Annotated in this window: 14 protein-coding genes; 8 read left to right on the top strand and 6 right to left on the bottom strand. The window is 48.9% G+C overall.

Going from position 1 to position 17007, the window contains the following annotated elements:
* Positions 1 to 24 precede the first annotated feature (24 nt).
* From AC27N8_RS06480 to AC27N8_RS06470, 3 genes are all read right to left on the bottom strand, one after another.
* Positions 25 to 1809, bottom strand: a complete 1785-nt coding sequence (locus AC27N8_RS06480; RefSeq protein ID WP_487065140.1) for an NAD(P)/FAD-dependent oxidoreductase — start codon at positions 1807 to 1809, stop codon at positions 25 to 27.
* Positions 1810 to 2068: 259 nt separating this feature from the next.
* A complete protein-coding gene (locus AC27N8_RS06475; protein WP_487065138.1) occupies positions 2069 to 3421 on the bottom strand; it encodes an AfsR/SARP family transcriptional regulator in 1353 nt (450 codons plus the stop codon).
* A 595-nt stretch (positions 3422 to 4016) separates the two neighbouring features.
* Positions 4017 to 5123, bottom strand: a complete 1107-nt coding sequence (locus tag AC27N8_RS06470; protein ID WP_487065136.1) for an RNA polymerase subunit sigma-70 — start codon at positions 5121 to 5123, stop codon at positions 4017 to 4019.
* A gap of 304 nt (positions 5124 to 5427) precedes the next feature.
* On the opposite strand from AC27N8_RS06470, the gene AC27N8_RS06465 reads away from it, so the two are divergent.
* From AC27N8_RS06465 to AC27N8_RS06430, 8 genes are all read left to right on the top strand, one after another.
* A complete protein-coding gene (locus AC27N8_RS06465) occupies positions 5428 to 5847 on the top strand; it encodes a VOC family protein (protein ID WP_487065134.1) in 420 nt (139 codons plus the stop codon).
* A gap of 203 nt (positions 5848 to 6050) precedes the next feature.
* Positions 6051 to 7418 (top strand): phenylacetate--CoA ligase family protein, encoded by a 1368-nt coding sequence (locus tag AC27N8_RS06460; RefSeq protein WP_487065132.1) that lies wholly within the window; start codon positions 6051 to 6053, stop codon positions 7416 to 7418.
* Positions 7419 to 7493: 75 nt separating this feature from the next.
* Positions 7494 to 9068, top strand: a complete 1575-nt coding sequence (locus AC27N8_RS06455) for a DHA2 family efflux MFS transporter permease subunit (protein ID WP_487065130.1) — start codon at positions 7494 to 7496, stop codon at positions 9066 to 9068.
* 39 nt (positions 9069 to 9107) lie between these two features.
* The gene (locus tag AC27N8_RS06450) at positions 9108 to 10070 is read left to right on the top strand and encodes a DUF1702 family protein (protein ID WP_487065128.1); all 963 of its coding nucleotides are present in this window, start codon (positions 9108 to 9110) and stop codon (positions 10068 to 10070) included.
* A gap of 321 nt (positions 10071 to 10391) precedes the next feature.
* Entirely contained in the window at positions 10392 to 11501 is a 1110-nt protein-coding gene (locus AC27N8_RS06445) for a hypothetical protein (protein ID WP_487065126.1), read from the top strand.
* Positions 11502 to 11577: 76 nt separating this feature from the next.
* On the top strand, positions 11578 to 12006 hold the full coding sequence (locus tag AC27N8_RS06440) for a cupredoxin domain-containing protein (RefSeq protein WP_487065124.1): 429 nt from the start codon (positions 11578 to 11580) through the stop codon (positions 12004 to 12006).
* 42 nt (positions 12007 to 12048) lie between these two features.
* Positions 12049 to 12516, top strand: a complete 468-nt coding sequence (locus tag AC27N8_RS06435) for a FixH family protein (protein WP_487065122.1) — start codon at positions 12049 to 12051, stop codon at positions 12514 to 12516.
* 305 nt (positions 12517 to 12821) lie between these two features.
* Entirely contained in the window at positions 12822 to 14060 is a 1239-nt protein-coding gene (locus AC27N8_RS06430; RefSeq protein WP_487065120.1) for a hypothetical protein, read from the top strand.
* 239 nt (positions 14061 to 14299) lie between these two features.
* Here the strand turns inward: AC27N8_RS06430 and AC27N8_RS06425 are convergent, their stop codons facing one another.
* From AC27N8_RS06425 to AC27N8_RS06415, 3 genes are read right to left on the bottom strand one after another with little or no spacing between them, the layout of a single operon-like run.
* Entirely contained in the window at positions 14300 to 15178 is an 879-nt protein-coding gene (locus tag AC27N8_RS06425; RefSeq protein WP_487065118.1) for a metal ABC transporter permease, read from the bottom strand.
* Complete coding sequence (locus AC27N8_RS06420) at positions 15175 to 16047, bottom strand: metal ABC transporter permease (RefSeq protein ID WP_487065116.1); 873 nt, start codon at positions 16045 to 16047, stop codon at positions 15175 to 15177. The genes AC27N8_RS06425 and AC27N8_RS06420 overlap by 4 nt, the downstream gene beginning before the upstream one ends.
* Before the next feature lie 34 nt (positions 16048 to 16081).
* Entirely contained in the window at positions 16082 to 16948 is an 867-nt protein-coding gene (locus AC27N8_RS06415) for a metal ABC transporter ATP-binding protein (RefSeq protein ID WP_487065114.1), read from the bottom strand.
* Between the last annotated feature and the right edge of the window lie 59 nt (positions 16949 to 17007).

Below are 17007 nucleotides of genomic sequence, written 5' to 3'. Positions count from 1 at the left end.
GCGCTATGGTGTGTGCATACATTGTTATCTGACAGCTTCCTGTTGCTTCCTTTGCTGCTTGCCCAATAATATCCAGCTGCTATCGATGGGATGTATGAGGCTTTCCCGCTGGTAGAGAGCCAATAATTCTACAAGATAAGGCTCTGCTTGCCAGCGTTGTAGCTGATGCTGAACTGCCTCATCTGTACTATCTGCATGCGTTTCAATCACGGTGCTTATAATTTGACCTGCGAGCCGTTCAAATAAGCGAACATTGGCCGCAAATTGAGCGTCCAGGGCAGCGGGTGACAGTTCCGCGGCCATACCAGTGTGCAGTTGGACCATAAAATCGAGTGGAGAATACAGATCGACAAAGGCATCAGAGGCGGTACTCTGCTTCAGTGCGTACCATTCGCGATAGAATGCCTGGACACGGTTGCTGAGGAGTGCGATCCGCGATAGATTAGCGGCCACGCCAGGATTGTCTGCGATATTACGAAATGTATCGTGGAAGTAAAGTAGTCCAAAGACACCCCAATAGAAGGCTGTATCCCAAATGATTTTGGTGATCATAATCTGGGCGTTATCCATCAGCGAATATTGCTGGTCATAGATACTTAACCAGATATTGGTGAGGCTCAAGAAAAGTTTGTCGTTGACTGAAGCTCTTCCCCGTATGTCCTCTCCCGAGAGAGAACGCACGATGAGATCAGTGATCAGGCCATTGGCGATCGCGATCAAATCGCTACCAGGTGAGTATAATGGATCTAATGATACGGCCGCCTCACCTGTCAGACACCAGCGATCGCTGGAGAAAACACGCTGGCAGCTATAAGAGTAATTTTTCATGACGCGAAAATCCTGGATGCTTGTGCGGTGCTGCTCAATTTCTTGCGCGCACTGGGGTTCATGCTCATAGAGCCAGGCAAGTGCACGTTCAAAGAGATTCATTTCATCGAAATTGTGCATCTGCGCATCAGTGACGATGCCAACACTCGTCGATCCGGAGGCCAGACGAATCAGCCAGACCCAATAACCAGGTCCCATCAGATGGTTGGTGCTGAGTGCCCTGTCTCCCTTCTCGACACGGGCTTGCCAGGCAGCATCCGATGTCCATGTTTTGATATCGATGGGGTGATTCACACGAAACCAGACCGCATTGGCATGATGATGAACTTTCTTTGCCAGTCCAAGTTGTCTCTGTAGGAGCGTGTTGCGACCACTGGCGTCGATGATCCAGCGGGCCTGGATTTCACGCTCGCTACCGTTTTCAATGATCTGGAGGCGGTGATGATTACTCTGCGGCTGAAGTGTAATCTGCTGTACCTTGGCATTAAGTAGAGGAACACCTTGTCTGGGTAATTCCTCACCAAGCATGTTCTCCAGGCGGCCTCTATCTAATTGATAGGTACTCAGGGGAGGAAAGATCGTTGAGCCAAGTTCTACACGTCTTGTGATATCTTGATTATCTTCTGTACTGAAGAACATGCGTAGACCAAACTTGCGCAACTGTTGCGTGTTCAGATGCTCTTCTAAGCCGAGCACATCGCGCAGATAGTGAGCGGCAATCTCTACAGTGGACTCGCCCACTTTGTGAGCCGCTTCAGGAACCGGATGTGATTGTTTTTCAACGATCACCAGCCGAGCCGTTGGACGCGTCTTTTTAATCTGGAGAGCCAGCGTTAATCCGGACAGGCCACCGCCCAAAATGACTACATCATACAGATCGGATGTAGCCTCCGTTGTCATTTTTTGCTCTTGTAGCTGTCGAAGCAGCAGCGCTCGCTTTGCTGCTGGAAGCGCGGCAATACGATTTAGGACATCACTCATCAAGGACCATCCTTACTCTATTCGTATCTGGACAAGTGTAGTTAATTAATGACTCTACAACTGTGCTTCTTGTACATCTCTATGCAGATGTACAAGATACTGTATAAACAATCCTGCGCTTACGTTTGCCATGAGGCTTCGTCAACAGCGTTTATAGCTGTGACTGAGGTAATCATAAGGTGGTAGTATCTTCAGTAACGTTAATTTTCTGTCTTTCAAAACATCTTTTTGGCAACAATCGCTACAAAAAACGAGAGGCTTACTCTGCCTTGCGTTTTTTGCCTGGCGTTTGGGTGAGATTGATCTCAGAAGATGTGCGTTTGTGTCTGTGTTCGCCTGAGGCTTCGATAAATGTATGGAGCCTCTGTTTAATTTCCTGAATACGAAAGTCTATCTGAGTCTGTGCCTGATTGTGAATCTGCTGAATTTGTTGGAAATCGTGCATAAAATTGTCGAGGAGCGATGAATCTTCCAGCTCGTTTTTTAGTGTGGCGTCTAAGTCAGTTTCATTCTCGCCTTGATCGAGGAAGATGTATTGGTAGAGGTCACGTGTACTCTTACTGGGTGCGGCTCCCAGTTCTTCGAACAGTGCAGTTTCGTATTGACGATATTGCTTGAGAGCTTCTATCCTTCTGCCTAAGAAGTAGTACAGACGCATGAGCTGTTGATGCGTTGTTTCACAAATGCGATCGTAGTCCAGAATACGTGATCCATAGCACAAAGCTGCATCATAATCACAATGTGTGATGCTATACTCCATCAATTTTTCTAGCATGCTGATACAGAGCTGTAAGAGTCGTTGGCGTTCACGCAAACACCAGTCTTCGTAGTTATTGCAGAGTAAAATCTCGGAATGAAAGGCAGTAGCCTCGCGTAGCAACTGCACTTGTGCAGCGTCGAGATCCTTCCCAGTAATGTGCTTGGTCGCGTTACAAGCCTGCTCAAAGAAAGCCACATCCAACCAGATGTTGGCATTGGGATTGATCTGTAACCAGTCCGCTGTCACCTGGAGGGCGCACTCTGCATCAGTGGTCTGTTCCGTTTGCAATGCTGCTTGCAATTGCCAGAGGACTTGCCTGAGGTTTCTCTTAGACTGCTCGGTAGAGCTCTCAGGCCAGAAAAGTGTGGCAAGGATTTCGCGTGAACAGAGGCGATGGCGGTGCAGGAGTAGATAGCTGAAGACCTCTTGTACACGGCGTGCCTCAAAACCGGCCAGTCTGTATCCACCTCGTTCGATCGCGAAATGACCGAAAAGGTGAACACGTAACGAGGCGGCCGCTTCGCTCCCATTATCATATTCTTGCAAGGCACTCTGCGATACTGGCAGTGTCTGCTTTACTTTTTCACTATTCACAACTTGAAAAAAAGCTGCGAGTTGTAAACATACGTTCGCTGGATACTGCACGATGGCTCTCTGTAATACTTGATCAATTAATGCACTCTTCGCCTGTAAAAGAGCACGTAACTGATCAGTATAAACTGTTGTCAGATAGGGAAGAGTACCACCTACTACATCAGCATCTATGACTGGAAGCGTTGGTGTATCTTTTGCTTTCTCGATAAAGAGAGTTCCGCCTTCTTCGGCGGATAGTAAGCATTTATGAAAAGTCATAATAATCACAGTATGTGATTCTGATGTAATGCACTGTGCAAGATAAGACGAAAAACAATTCCCACTAGAAACATGTGTTAATATAGTATATTTCCCAATCAAATCACCCGGGTTCAACATAGATTTATTGTCCTTTCCACAATTGTACGCGTGTATCAGGCGAAAGATTCCAATGGACATTGCAGTAAGTGGGAGGATGATATGTATTGAATGGTAAAGGGAATACGAGCTCAAAGATACTTGCATGTTATAGAGTACATTATAAATAAACATATGCCATGCACAATACGTTTCAAATCGTATTTTTTGTAACAAGGATACAGTAATATGCACGCCAGGTTAATTAAATCTGTGGGTGCTTATCAAGCTTTTTGAGCAATGGTGTAAGCAGAGGAGAGGCCAGTGGCGAACTGATGATGAAAGTGAGCCAACGTATGAGAGATGTTTGAGATGTATCATATTGCAAAGATAAGGAAACCTCCTGGGAATGTGTAATATTTGCTTACCATAGCCTGTCTCAAGAGGTTTCCTTATTCCTTGTCATCTCCAAACGTTTTGTCATAGCCCATCATGCGGGAAGAAAAGAGCGAGAATGTTAGTGCAGTGAGCTGAGATGGTTTCCCTGATCCGCTTGTTGTAGTGGAAAGCCAAAGGCTGTAACGAGCAATGGGCGGTTGAAGATTGTCACTGCTGCGATCTGGTTGCTTGCAGTTGCATGATCAAACGTGACGATCTGAATACCAAATGCCTGATACACGCCTTGCGATGCATCAAAGCGATACAGGATAAATGCCGACTCTCTATTGGCACGGGTGGGGTAGAGACGCCATTGCTGATGTTCTCCCTCTCTAAATACAACTGACGAGAAAAGAGCACGAATAGATTCCCGACCCTGATACCACGAAGGAAAGGGGGGCATGCACAAAGTAGCTTCTTCTTTCAAAAGAGCCACGAGTCCAGCGACATCATCGGTCTCCCAGGCATGGAGATAACGATCCAGCAATGCTCGTGTCTCTGCATCTGTAAAATGTATCTGTGCTTCCTCGCTTGTATCCGAGTGATAGTGCTTCGCGATGGTGACGCGTGCACGGTGCAACGCACTGTTCGCGGCCGGTACCGATGTATCAAGCAAACTGGCGATCTCATGCATATGCCAATCCAAGACATCACTCAAGAGCAAGATAGCGCGTTGACGTGGTGGGAGGAGCTGCAAAACGGTAAGGAAGGCCAACGAGACACTTTCGTAGCGCGTATAACGTGCTTCCGGATTATCCATGCCTTCAACGAGCCAGCTATCAGGAAAAGGCTCAAGCCAGAATGCTTCGGCAGTCGGCGGGCTAATGGGGCTGCGTGGATCAGTAACTGGATACGTTGCCGGGGGTAACGTGCGCTTTGGGCGCTTCTTAAGAGCGTCAAGGCTGACATTGGTCGCGATAGTATACAACCAGGTACGCAGTGAGGATATGCCTTTGAAGGTATCAAAACGCTGCCAGGCTCGTAACATTGTTTCCTGAACAAGATCTTCAGCATCGTGTGGTGATCCCATCAGGCGATAACAGTGGAGAAGTAATTCCCCTCGATAGGCTTCGAGTTGAGTCGTTACGTCAAGAGAATTATTAGCGTTATATGATGCCAACACTGATGGATTAATGCGACTCGATTTTTCTGATATGTAATGCGTTTTTCTTTGTTCAAATGTCATACTATTTCCTCGGCCTCTTCAGCCAATACTACTGGAGCAGGTTTCTTCAAAAATGACCTATTTACGCAAAACGTGTTAATTATATCACATCGGATTGATCTTCTCCGCGGGTACTATCTCTCTATCTACACGTATCTTCTCATGCATTACGGCTCATAAATTAAAAGTCTCTCTCTGAGAGCGAACACTTTTGCGTATCACTGTCGTCTAACTTGTTAATCATCGTTAAAAATGATCGGGGATGTAATCAAGCGAAGATTTTTAGCTATCCCTGGTGGCAAGTTAGAAAAAAAGGAGTAGATACATGAGTGGTCAATTTGAAACGGGTATTGGTGGTCCAGGTTTTGTCTCATTACTCGTGCGTGATATTGCGGCAGCAGCGGATTTTTATGAGCAGAAAGTCGGGCTGACACGAGATCCATTGCCTTTTCCGGGTGCGGTCGCATTCAAGAGTAGTCCGATTCCTTTTGCAGTGCTCCAGAAGCCAGAAGGTGTTGATCTGGACAGCTTACCAAAGCCGGGGCTCGGAGTCTCTGTCTGGTTTAAGGCCAGGGACGGACAGGCTGCGTATGAGGCGCTGGTTCAGTCAGATGTTACCATCCTGAAGCCTCCCTATGACGGACCATTTGGCCGAACATTCATTTTTGCTGATCTGGATGGTTATTCCATCACCGTGTACGAACATGACGAGCCCAAACTCGACCGTATACCACCTGCACAATAAACACTGATTACTGGACCAAAGATCCATGGGCAACCCTTGAGAAGAACCCGTTCATGGATCTCTAAATCATCAATTACCTGAAGCAAGGATGCGCTCATTGTAGTGATACTGCTCAGTAGGAGAAACCTCCATTACTGGAATGCGTTTATCCACACGATTAGGTAGAAAAATAGCAACGCACCTCTTCGAGAAAGGTGATAGGCATGAAGAAAACATCTGCCGGACAAGAGACACAACAGGCACCAGGATCTGACGCGTTTGCTCCTTATCTCCAGCATGAATATTGGACACGCCAGCAGGTAGAGGAGTATCAGGCCCAGGCTTTACATTCTATACGTGAACATGCATATGCATATTCTCCCTTTTATCAACGTTTCCATCGGGGACTTATGGAGCGCCCTTTACAGGAATTACCCATCTTGACAAAGGATATGCTACGAGACCAGTTCAACGAACTGGTTACAGACCGTACCGTACGTTTTCAGGATGTTCAGGAGTATCTTGTGCGTGCGGATGCATCGAAACGTTTTCTTGATCGTTATCAGGTCATGGCGACATCAGGAAGTACAGGTCAACCGGGAATCTTTCTGAGCGATCCGGCCGAACTCGCTGCTATAACCCATACCTATACTCGTTTTGAGCATTGGGGGGGAGTTACAACAGAAAGTAAGGCTGCTGTGGTTGCCTCCACTGCCCCGGCCCAGATGTCATCACAGTTTCCCATCAATATCAACGGGAAGCGCGTAGAACGTATTCATCTATCGGCCAGTCATTCGCTGGACTCACTTGTTGAGCGCCTGAACGCATGGCAACCAGATGTGCTATTCTGGTATGCTTCAATTGCCTCAATTCTGGCGAATGAAAAGCGTCAGGGACGTTTGCATATATCGCCCCAGGCGATCTTCTGCTCGGCGGAAACGCTGACAAGCGAAACCCGACGCCGTCTTGAAGAGGCATGGCAGACAAAAATTTTCCATGTCTATGCGACCACAGAGGGTGGTGTCCTGGCGGCAGAATGTCAATATCATCAGGGGATGCACCTGTTCGAAGACTTCTCCATCATTGAGATTGTGGACCAGGAGAATCGTCCAGTTCCGCCCGGCGAGCAGGGAGACAAAGTGCTCCTCACCTCACTTATCCGACGCACACAACCATTGATCCGTTATGAGATAACCGATCTGGTTCGTACATCCACCAATGAAAAATGTCCCTGTGGTCGGCCATTTGCATTAATTGATACTATTCAGGGAAGAATGCCAGAAGTACTTTATTTGCCTTCTAAAACAGGAGACGAAGGCAAGGTTTATCCATACCTCTTTCATACCGTTTTTGATACCCTACCAGTAAGCGGATGGCAGGTGATACATGAGCACAGTGGATTGCATGTCTTCCTGACAGGTGCGGCAGAAGAACTTCGCGATGAGCAGGTACACGATGCTTTAGAAGAGGCTTTGAACAAGCGAAAGGTTGTCGTGCCACAAATATATGTCCAACGGGTAGCCACTCTTACACGCAACACAAGTGGTAAAGCCCCCATGCTGATTTCTCGCGTTCCTCATCATGCATCATAATGACATATTTGTTACGAACAAGAAAAGGCTGTTCCTGATGGGTTGAATACAAAAAAGTAACAAAGATCGGAGTATATGATGAATACAAATTCTCAAGCGAGTAGAACCATTACGCTTATAGTTGCCTGTCTTGGTACCTTTATGGTACTACTAGATGGTTCAATCGTGACACTGGCATTACCAACAATTCAGACAAGCCTTCATACCTCGCTGGCAGATTTACAGTGGACGGTCGATGCCTATACCTTGCCTTTTGCGACCCTTTTACTTATGGCAGGCACACTGGGAGATCGTTTTGGACGCAAGCGCATGTTCCTGAGTGGACTGATGCTCTTCCTGATCGGATCAGCGCTTTGTGGCTTCGCTCAAACATTTGGCTGGTTGATTTTTGGACGTGTCGTACAAGGTATGGGGGCTGCCGCGCTTTCACCAGGTAGCCTCTCGGTTCTAGTTACGGCCTTTCCTGAACCTCGTTCACAGGCACGCGTCATTGGCATCTGGTCCGGTATTTCCGGATTATCCCTGGCCGCCGGACCACTCATTGGTGGCTTATTGATTCAGGTGGCCAGCTGGCCGACGATCTTTTTTGTAAACCTGCCTATTGGCATTATCGCATTTCTGCTTGGTCTGCGTTACCTGTCCGAATCACGCAATCCTCAGGCCCGACAGATCGATGTACCAGGACAGGTTCTAGTCATTGCTGGCTTGACATGTCTGATTATTGGCCTGATTGAAAGCTCTGCACAAGGCTGGACTTCTCCATTGATCCTCGGTCTTTTCGCTGGTGCAGTCGTTCTGCTCGCCGCGTTTCTGGTGGTTGAATCTCGTGTGCGCGAACCGCTACTGCCACTCGGGTTGTTTGCCAACCGTGTGTTCTCGCTAGCAAACGTTGCCACACTTGTCCTCGGCTTTGTTATTCTTGGTGTTGTCTTCTTCCTGGCCCAATACTTCCAGGCCGTGCAGGGATCGACCGCGCTTGAGGCTGGCCTGCAAACGCTCCCTATTACTGTCGGAACATTTTTGATTGCCCCACTGGCTGGCCAACTTACGGCACGTGTTGGTCCACGCCTGCCAGTTGTCATCGGTGCCTTGTTGGGAGGGGGCGCTCTGTTTCTATTGGTGAGTATTGCTGCTGATTCCAGTTATGCAACGCTCTGGTGGAAACTGGCTCTGCTTGGTTTCGGCTTTGGCTTTATGTTCTCCCCATTGACTGTCGCAGTGCTTTCAGCCACGCCTCCGACAAGAGCAGGACTGGCTTCATCGATGGTAAGCACCAGCCGTCAAATTGGTGCGACATTAGGTGTTGCTGTCCTGGGGACTTTCGTCGCGCAGCAATTCGCGAACAACATTACATCTCAGCTCACACAACTGGGCATTTCCGGCTCAGATAGCGCCACAATCGCGCACAAGATTGCAAGTGCCGGTGTCCAGGCTCATCTATCTGGATCGCTTCCGATTTCTGCTGCCACGCTCCACCAAACGATCAGCTCGGCATTTGTGAACGCATTGCATGGATCATTTATCATTTCTGGCGTAGCGCTACTCATTTCAGCACTGCTGGTTGCATGCTTCTTGCAGCAAAAAACAATCAAGCATACCAGTGCAGAAGTAAATGAGGCACAGATGACAACAGCGGATAGCATTATATAGCAATGGCATTGATAGTAATATAGAAACAGAGGCATTACTATGATATCATTTGGGAAAATCAGGCAATCTCTCTTTGGAGGACTGCCTGAGGAAGTAAATTCTCTTAGACAGCTTAAAACCAGAGCTGCGCCACATTTAGGAAAAATCTTTATGACCGTCATAACTAGCTACCATGCGACGCTGCGTAACAGCAAATTAGATGTGCTCGTGCCTCGCCTGAACGCTGTTGATGCCGAGTTCCGCGGTTTTGCCTATGAAGGGGCTGGCATGGGACTGATGCAATTAGATCTACTTTTCCCCTGGAAGAAGCGCCTGCAAGCTTTCCTGGCCGGTCCTGCATCTCCTTATGTCTATCCAGCATATGTAGGCGCAGGTTTAGCGATGGCAAGACTTGGGAAAAAACCCGAACCATTGCTTAAAAAATTGGACCCTGTTCTCGGCTGGTTCTTGATCGATGGATATGGTTGGCGTTATGGCATTTTCTCACGACGTAGCTCGATTGAGAGGAAGGAGATTCCCGCCCATCTTTCTCCATACTCTCGTCGTATCTTCGACCAGGGATTAGGTCGTAGTATCTGGTTTTCAACTGGTGCTGAGATCGATGCTATTGTTACGATGATCGCCTCTTTTCCTGTCGAGAGGCAGGCAGATATGTGGCGTGGTGTCGGCTTCGCCTGTGCCTATGCCGGAGGTGCCGATCACGCAGATATCGAGGCCTTACAGAAGGCAGCGAGCGCATATATCTCTCAGCTGATTGTGGGAGCGGCTATTGGAGCCAAGGGGCGCCAACGATCAGGAACAATCGCTACCCATACGAATGTGGCCTGTGAAGTTCTCTGTGGCCTCTCAGGTAATGCCGCAGCTTATACGACTGATGTTGCCTTGCAGGATATTCCCATTGATGGAGCGGAACCAGCCTATGAAATCTGGCTGCAACGAATAGAAGCTCTGCTCTGCAAGCAAGCAATTGATGCAAAACAAGAGACGCAAGTCGTGCAATAAACGTGACCGTCCCATTCATGATAAAAGTGAAATATATCCTCTAATTACAACTGGGGCTTCGACAGGGGACGCGTCCCTTTACATGGGAAGCGGGCTCCTGTCGAGGATCGGCATCTACCTCTTCTTTACCTCACATCAGTACTTTTCGGCTTATTTTACGCAAAATTGTCTGTGCGAAAATGTCTCTCTGCTATACTCATCAGCAGGTAAAGTCATGTATCGATATGCGTATTTATATGTCAAGTTGTTTCCTCTGATGCTACCTTTTTGGGAGTATCTGTCTGTAAACAGTAGTACATTCGAAAGAGAGGACATGTAGACATGAGACGAAACGGAAGGATTATCCTCATCGTTTCTTTATTGCTTGTCATTTTGACTGCATGTGGAGGATCTACATCCACATCGACAGATACAGGTGCAAGCACACAAACCATTAAGATTCCCATTGGTGACTACTATATCCGTGCGCCACAAACCACCTTTACCTCAGGTGTTAAGTATCATTTTGTCGTTACCAATGAAGGAAAGCATCATCATGATTTCCTCATCATGCATACCATGACAACGGAAACGATGGTCATGGATGATGTTTACAAACGCGCCCTATCCTATATTTATAACATTGCTCCCGGTGAGACGAAAACGCTTGATTTTACCTTCGATCATACCGCTCCGGCAGGGATGGTCGAGTTTAGTTGTCACTATGGAGGTCACTGGGAAGCAGGCATGCATCAGCCCATCGTCGTCAACGCTGCTGCGGGCAGTTCTGTGACGGCTTATTCGAACAACGCCATCCCCGAGGCTGCGAACACGCCAGCGTCCGTGGCAGGTACTGCGGATGGAAAATGTGATGCTCCAGTTTCTGCCAAGATTGGGACCGATGATACTTATACGCAAAGCAGCGTCTCAATCAAGAAGGGTGATACGCTGACGATTGTGAATCAGTCGAAGGATTCTTTTACCTTGACTTCACAACCCGATGCGGGCATCCGTTTTACAACGGTCGACCCTGAAGAGACAGAACATATCCCCTTCCTTCAGGCGGGTACGTTTATCCTGTCAAGTGAGGAACATCCAAACACCCAGTTGATCGTTCACGTCGCGACCACAGCAGGAGTCACCTGCGGTTTTACGCCCGTTGCGACCATAAGTTTTGATGCGAACTACACCAATCCAGCCCATGAATATTTCTTTATCCCGACGACAGTCACGATCAAAGAGGGACAAAGCATCACTCTCTCTAACCTCTCTGACAACAGCTTGACCTTTACCAGTACGCCCGATGCCGATCTGGGCAATGTGACCCTCGATAGAAATGAACATCAGGATCTTCTCTTTGCGGACAATGGCACCTACACGATTGCCTGTAAACAATTCCCCAACGAGAAGCTCACAGTGACGGTTCAAGATGGCGGGGATGATAGTAACTAAGGACGAGCATACGGCGAGGAGAGCAGGGAAGATCAATCCCTGCTCTCCCTCTCAAGCCAAACCGAGGAACAGCGAAATGAAGCAATCTCTTATCGGCCTCGTACTCATGAGTATCTGTACGCTACTGATCGTGGCTTGTAGTCAGGGGACAACACAGGCGACCATCTCCCCATCTCACACGACTCCTGCGAGACAATCCACATCGACGCAGACGAGCACTATCCATATGGATGCGAGCCAGTTCATGCAGAGCTCGATCACGATAAAAAAAGGGCAACGTATCACCCTGATCGATGATAGCCCTGCGACTCACGTAGTGGCAAATGGAACCTGGCAGAGCAATGGCCTATCTCAATATGCCGTCGAGGCCGGTGCTCCCAAGATCACAATACAATTTAGCGGCCAGGATAGTCACGCCATTGGACCATTTAACACAACCGGTACCTTTCATCTCTACTGTACCGTTCATCAGGGAATGAACTTAACCGTGATCGTTCAATCATAAGCGATTGAGCTATGCGTCACGGTAACATACGGAGCAATGCATATGCTAGCAAGGCGTCCCTTTTCATACCTGAGCAACATCGTGTTGTTGCTAGGATGCGTTAGTATACTCTTTGCTGGCTGTGCCACAGCTGGCAATACGTCGCCATCATCCACGCCATCAGCAGCAGCGCACACGCCTGACACCGCATTTCATACCACGCTCAAGACCTCTGACGGCAAATTGCTGCTTCAATTAAGTATCAGCCCGAATCGCCTTGGCAAAAACGGATTTGTCATGGACGTGCAGGATGTCAATAGTGGCAAGTCAAACGCCAACGAGCAAGTTCAAATTTTTACCACGATGCTCGATATGGATATGGGAACCGGTGTCATCATCTTCCAGTCCGATGGAAACGGTCGCTATAGCGCGCAAGCCGATTTTTCAATGGATGGAAATTGGGAGATCCATATTCAACTATTGGATGGTGCGATCCACATAGCCAAGCTCAAAGTGTATCTGCCTGCGTAACGATGCAGATACACCTTGAGTCGGGCTATATCCCTTGCCATGGAGCGTCTGTGGACGCTTTGAGCTTTATCAGGCGCAGGCAGATGGTTGGGCACCATTTGGGCTTGTTCATGTCCTCCTGCTGCTCTCCATTAATGGAAGATGTTGTTTGTCTCACATTTGTCCTTGTCTTTCAGACGTGGGCAATCTCTCTGTTGCCTGTCTTCCCACTCACTTTGTCCCTATATCTTTCTTGCGTCTTCCTTGCTTCCCCGTTATACTCATATTCATGATTGATACATATGTACGGAGATAATTTATAAGCAATGAAACGATCATTTGGCGAGTCCTTCCACTCAGACGAATCTGGTTCACAAACTCCCAGTCCACAGAGTGAATTTAATGCTCTCCGGGCTTCTGCACGCGACTTCCAGGGAACGAGACCTCTTCCTCACCTCTCAGACAATAGAAGGTCTCCTTCTCCTGAAACAAAAGTAGAGATACAGGCAGGAGAAGATACTGGTTTTACTACCCGTGCCATTGCTGCTAAGGCTGAACAATCCGGACAAGATTATCAAACGATGTATAATAATCTCAAAAAAATTAAAGATGACACAGGATATGCTCAGCATGAAGTTCAAGAAAAAGCCAGGGGGATGGGGATGGAAGAGCATCAAATGTTTGAGAGATTGCGATTTATTAAACAAGAAACCGGCTTCACTGCCGATCAGTTAGATGTTAAAGCTAGCAGATATAACACGCCATTTACTCCTCCTGTAACATCTGGTCGAATGCTTGAAAAGCTACGACAAGTTAAACAGGATACGGGGTATCCTGCACGAGAAGTTGAGCAAAAAGCTCAGGATACTCGTGTGCCATTTGGCCAGATGGTTCAGCAACTCAAACAAGCTCAGGAGACACGTACAAAAGTAGTGCAATATGCGCAACAGCATTGTGAATTAGAAGTTGACTCCCGTTCTAATATAGATGAGGTGCTTGCGGCAGTAAATAAGGATAGAGTTGAAAATGGGCAAAGGAGAATTAATCAGGAGGGGCTTAAAAAAAGGGCAGATAAATTTGCTCAATCTTCTGGCTTTTTACACCACGAATCCTCTGATGAAGAAGAATCTTTTGATGCTATCGCAAATACAAGACCTCATGCGATGAACCTTGAACAAAGAGAAATATACGCAAAAAATTATGAGATAGAAATAGATCAAATAAAAGAACACTGGGACTCAATGCATGAAAAAAGAGTAGCTTATGCGAAGGAATACGTTGATGTGCAATTAGGTGATGATCCACAGAAGGTGCTTGATAAATTAAATGAAGTAAGAATAAGAGATCTCGGATCAATTCATGAGCTAGATAAGAAAGCGAATAAATTTCATGAATCAAAAGCAAACTATGATTCTTCTGACGATGAACGAGCAAGAGAGCAAGCACTGCTGACTATGAGCGAATATAGTCTCAGGCAAGATTCTCTCCTCCCTAGAAATAGCCGTACTTTAGGCCGTGCAAGGGAAGTATACGATCAGCTTAGACGAGAGCAACGTCCTTTATAAGTATATTCAGCTTTCCTCTGGGTGTCCTGATCCCTTCATCATTTTCAACATAGAGAGATCACCCGCCCTGAAACTGTAGGAACAATACTACGCTAGTTATAGTCAAAAGCTCCTGGCTGAAGGATAGTACTTCTCCCTGGCATTCCTGTTTTTCCATTTCGTGATGAGATGTCGTAGTGCTATTTCTCAACCTCTCTGGCAAGACGTAGACGCAAAATAAAGGCGTACTGATCCCCAACTCACTTTCGCCGCCGTTGATGACCTCCCACGACGGCGATATAGCCTGCCACTGCCAGCAAGCTGATGCATACACTGCTGGGATAACTTGTATAAAACCCGACGGTGATACCAAGCCAGGTCACGGCGACTGCCAATCCTGCAGCGATGGCGAGGGCAAAAAATGGCTGACTGGTTACCTGATGGGCGATTGCTGCGGGTAATAAGAGCAGGGCAAAGACCAGCAGGGCACCCACCGCCATCGTCGCGAAACTGACGGTCACGGCGAGTACAACCATAAAACTCAGTCCAAGCAGACGCACTGGTACCCCCTGGGCTGCTGCCACATCCGGGTCCAGGGAGGCAAAAAGGAGAGGACGGCCGATACACAGCAACATCAGGATTACTCCGCTACTGACTAGCGCGATGATCTGGGTTTGTGCGGTGGAGATGCCCAAGAGATTGCCAAAGAGCACCGTGACACCTGAGAAGCCGGTTCCAGTCCCGCTGGCGGTACTTGTGAACAGGCCGAGAAAGAGGGCTCCTAGTCCCAGCACCCAGGCGAGCACTGTGCCGATGGCCACGTCCCGACCTCGCAAGCGCTCGCCTAATCCTCCCATGACAAGTGCGACCCCGATGGTTGTTACCAGCAATGTGACCAGTGGATAAAGGCCAAGTACAGCTCCACCTAGTGCCCCTGTAAAGGCCACATCGGAGAGCGCCTCCCCGGCGAATGCCTGGTGGCGCAAGACTACAAAATAGCCCACCAGGCCAGCGACCAGACTCAATATAGTGCCAGCGATCAATGCCTGACGCATAAAGTCATACTGCCACATGGTCTGAAGGTCCTGCCACAGGTTCAGCGTAAACGGTGGCAGGACGCTAGCCAGAATAAGATTCATATGTTTTCTCCCTGATGGCGAAGTGGCTCCGATGGACGACGACGACGGTGTCCCAGGAAGCCGAACAACCAGCGTCCACCGCGTATCAGCACGTACGTGCCAAAGGCAAACGTCGTGATGAAAAAGCCCACCGGGTAGGGGGTAAAGAAGCCCACTGCCAGACCTAGCCAGGTAAAACAGAGGGCAAGGGCTACCGCCAGAGTCACAGCTATTCCCGGACGGCTGGTCAGATTCTGTGCAATGGCAGCCGGTGTCACCAGTAAGGCAAAGATGAGCAGTACTCCCACGATCTGCACCGCGACTGCTACATTCAGCGCCAGCAGTACCAGATAGCCAAAAGAGAGGGCACGTGCCGGCACGCCCTGGGCTGTGGCGACCTCTGGATCAAGCGAGGCAAAGAAGAGGGGCCGGCCGATCACCATAAGGATTCCCAGCAGCACCAGAGAGGAGCAGAGGATGATGGTCACATCGGCCTGGCTGATGCCGAGCACATTGCCAAAGAGAATATTGTAGACATTTGCCGCATACTCCGCCGTGGCCAGATAGAGAAAGAGATAGCCCAGAGCCAATGACGCTGTCAACACTGCTCCTACGGCGATATCACTCTGCTGTCCTCGGCGCTCCGCCTGGTTGAGCATCTGGATACCAGCAGCGGCGCACACGCCAGCGATAAAGAGTCCAAGCACCGCTGGAATGCTCAAAAGGACCGCTCCTGTCGCGCCTGCGAAGCCAACGTTCGCGAGGCTATGACCCGCGAAGCTCTGGCTGCGCAGGACCATAAAATAGCCCATGATGCCGGCTGTGATGGCCACCAGCGTTCCCGCCAGATATGCGTTTTGCATATACGGGAAGTACAGCAAGATCTGCACATCGGCCACCAGATCCCAGGAGGGTGAGAATTGGTCAGCTAGAATGATGGGAATGATAGCTCACCTCCTCTTCTGGCTGTCCTACCACGACAATTCGCCCGGAGCTTCCCCGCAACACCTCAACTGGCGTCGCGTAGAGGCGGGAGAGCGTGTCCGTCGTAATCACTTCATCCGGCGAGCCGATTGTGATCTGCCCATGGGCTACGTAGATGACGCGATCCACTGCAGAAAGGATCGGATTGATATCATGCGCAACCAGTAGTACTGCGGCTCCCGTTTCCCTGCTGATGCGCCGAATCACGCCCGCTATTCCTTGCTGATTGCGAAGATCCAGGCTATCCAATGGTTCATCCAATGCCAACAGGCGTGGTCGCCGCACCAACGCCTGTGCAATGAGCAGACGCTGCTGCTCTCCGCCCGACAGTTCTCCAATGGGTCGATCTGCATACGCGGTCGCTCCTACCAACTCGATGACCTCCGAGACAAGGCGTCTGTTCTCACGAGCCTGCCGTGGCTGAAGAAATGGCACGGTAAGCCCAATATTTCTCCCGTTCAATCCAAGATGGACAATACTGCGTCCTCGTACGTGGATATCGGCCTCAAAGTGTCGCCGCTGGGGCACATAGCCAATCGCCGCATTGCCGCGCCGCGCTGGCTTCCCCAGCACCGCAATTGTCCCGGCTGAGAGCGGCAACAATCCCAGAATAGCTTTGAGCAGTGTGGACTTGCCGGCACCGTTTGGTCCCAGAATAGCCAGGAATTCTCCCGGCTGGATCGTAAGATCGACCCCCTGCCAGATCGTACGCCCACCCAGTGTCACAGTGGCCTCGCTGACCTGGACGATTGGCTCAAGATGCGTCAAGGGAGGCGTGAAAGAAAGATGCGACGAGGAATGAGTCATCACCATAGGTATCCTTTCTGATCGAGGTGGTCAGCAAACGCTGACCACCCGCTTTCCTA

Source organism: Dictyobacter sp. Z7_2, assembly GCF_057551105.1.
The sequence above is the reverse complement of the archived record's forward strand: the minus strand, read 5'-3'. Positions and strand labels throughout refer to the sequence as shown.

Excerpts from the sequence above, each read along its gene's own strand:
- AC27N8_RS06440 (WP_487065124.1), top strand. The coding sequence starts at position 11,578 with ATGAAGCAATCTCTTATCGGCCTCGTACTCATGAGTATCTGTACGCTA.
- AC27N8_RS06460 (WP_487065132.1), top strand. The coding sequence starts at position 6,051 with ATGAAGAAAACATCTGCCGGACAAGAGACACAACAGGCACCAGGATCT.
- AC27N8_RS06475 (WP_487065138.1), bottom strand. The coding sequence starts at position 3,421 with ATGACTTTTCATAAATGCTTACTATCCGCCGAAGAAGGCGGAACTCTC.
- AC27N8_RS06480 (WP_487065140.1), bottom strand. The coding sequence starts at position 1,809 with ATGAGTGATGTCCTAAATCGTATTGCCGCGCTTCCAGCAGCAAAGCGA.
- AC27N8_RS06425 (WP_487065118.1), bottom strand. The coding sequence starts at position 15,178 with ATGAATCTTATTCTGGCTAGCGTCCTGCCACCGTTTACGCTGAACCTG.
- AC27N8_RS06430 (WP_487065120.1), top strand. The coding sequence starts at position 12,822 with ATGAAACGATCATTTGGCGAGTCCTTCCACTCAGACGAATCTGGTTCA.
- AC27N8_RS06435 (WP_487065122.1), top strand. The coding sequence starts at position 12,049 with ATGCTAGCAAGGCGTCCCTTTTCATACCTGAGCAACATCGTGTTGTTG.
- AC27N8_RS06415 (WP_487065114.1), bottom strand. The coding sequence starts at position 16,948 with ATGACTCATTCCTCGTCGCATCTTTCTTTCACGCCTCCCTTGACGCAT.
- AC27N8_RS06455 (WP_487065130.1), top strand. The coding sequence starts at position 7,494 with ATGATGAATACAAATTCTCAAGCGAGTAGAACCATTACGCTTATAGTT.
- AC27N8_RS06450 (WP_487065128.1), top strand. The coding sequence starts at position 9,108 with ATGATATCATTTGGGAAAATCAGGCAATCTCTCTTTGGAGGACTGCCT.
- AC27N8_RS06470 (WP_487065136.1), bottom strand. The coding sequence starts at position 5,123 with ATGACATTTGAACAAAGAAAAACGCATTACATATCAGAAAAATCGAGT.
- AC27N8_RS06445 (WP_487065126.1), top strand. The coding sequence starts at position 10,392 with ATGAGACGAAACGGAAGGATTATCCTCATCGTTTCTTTATTGCTTGTC.
- AC27N8_RS06465 (WP_487065134.1), top strand. The coding sequence starts at position 5,428 with ATGAGTGGTCAATTTGAAACGGGTATTGGTGGTCCAGGTTTTGTCTCA.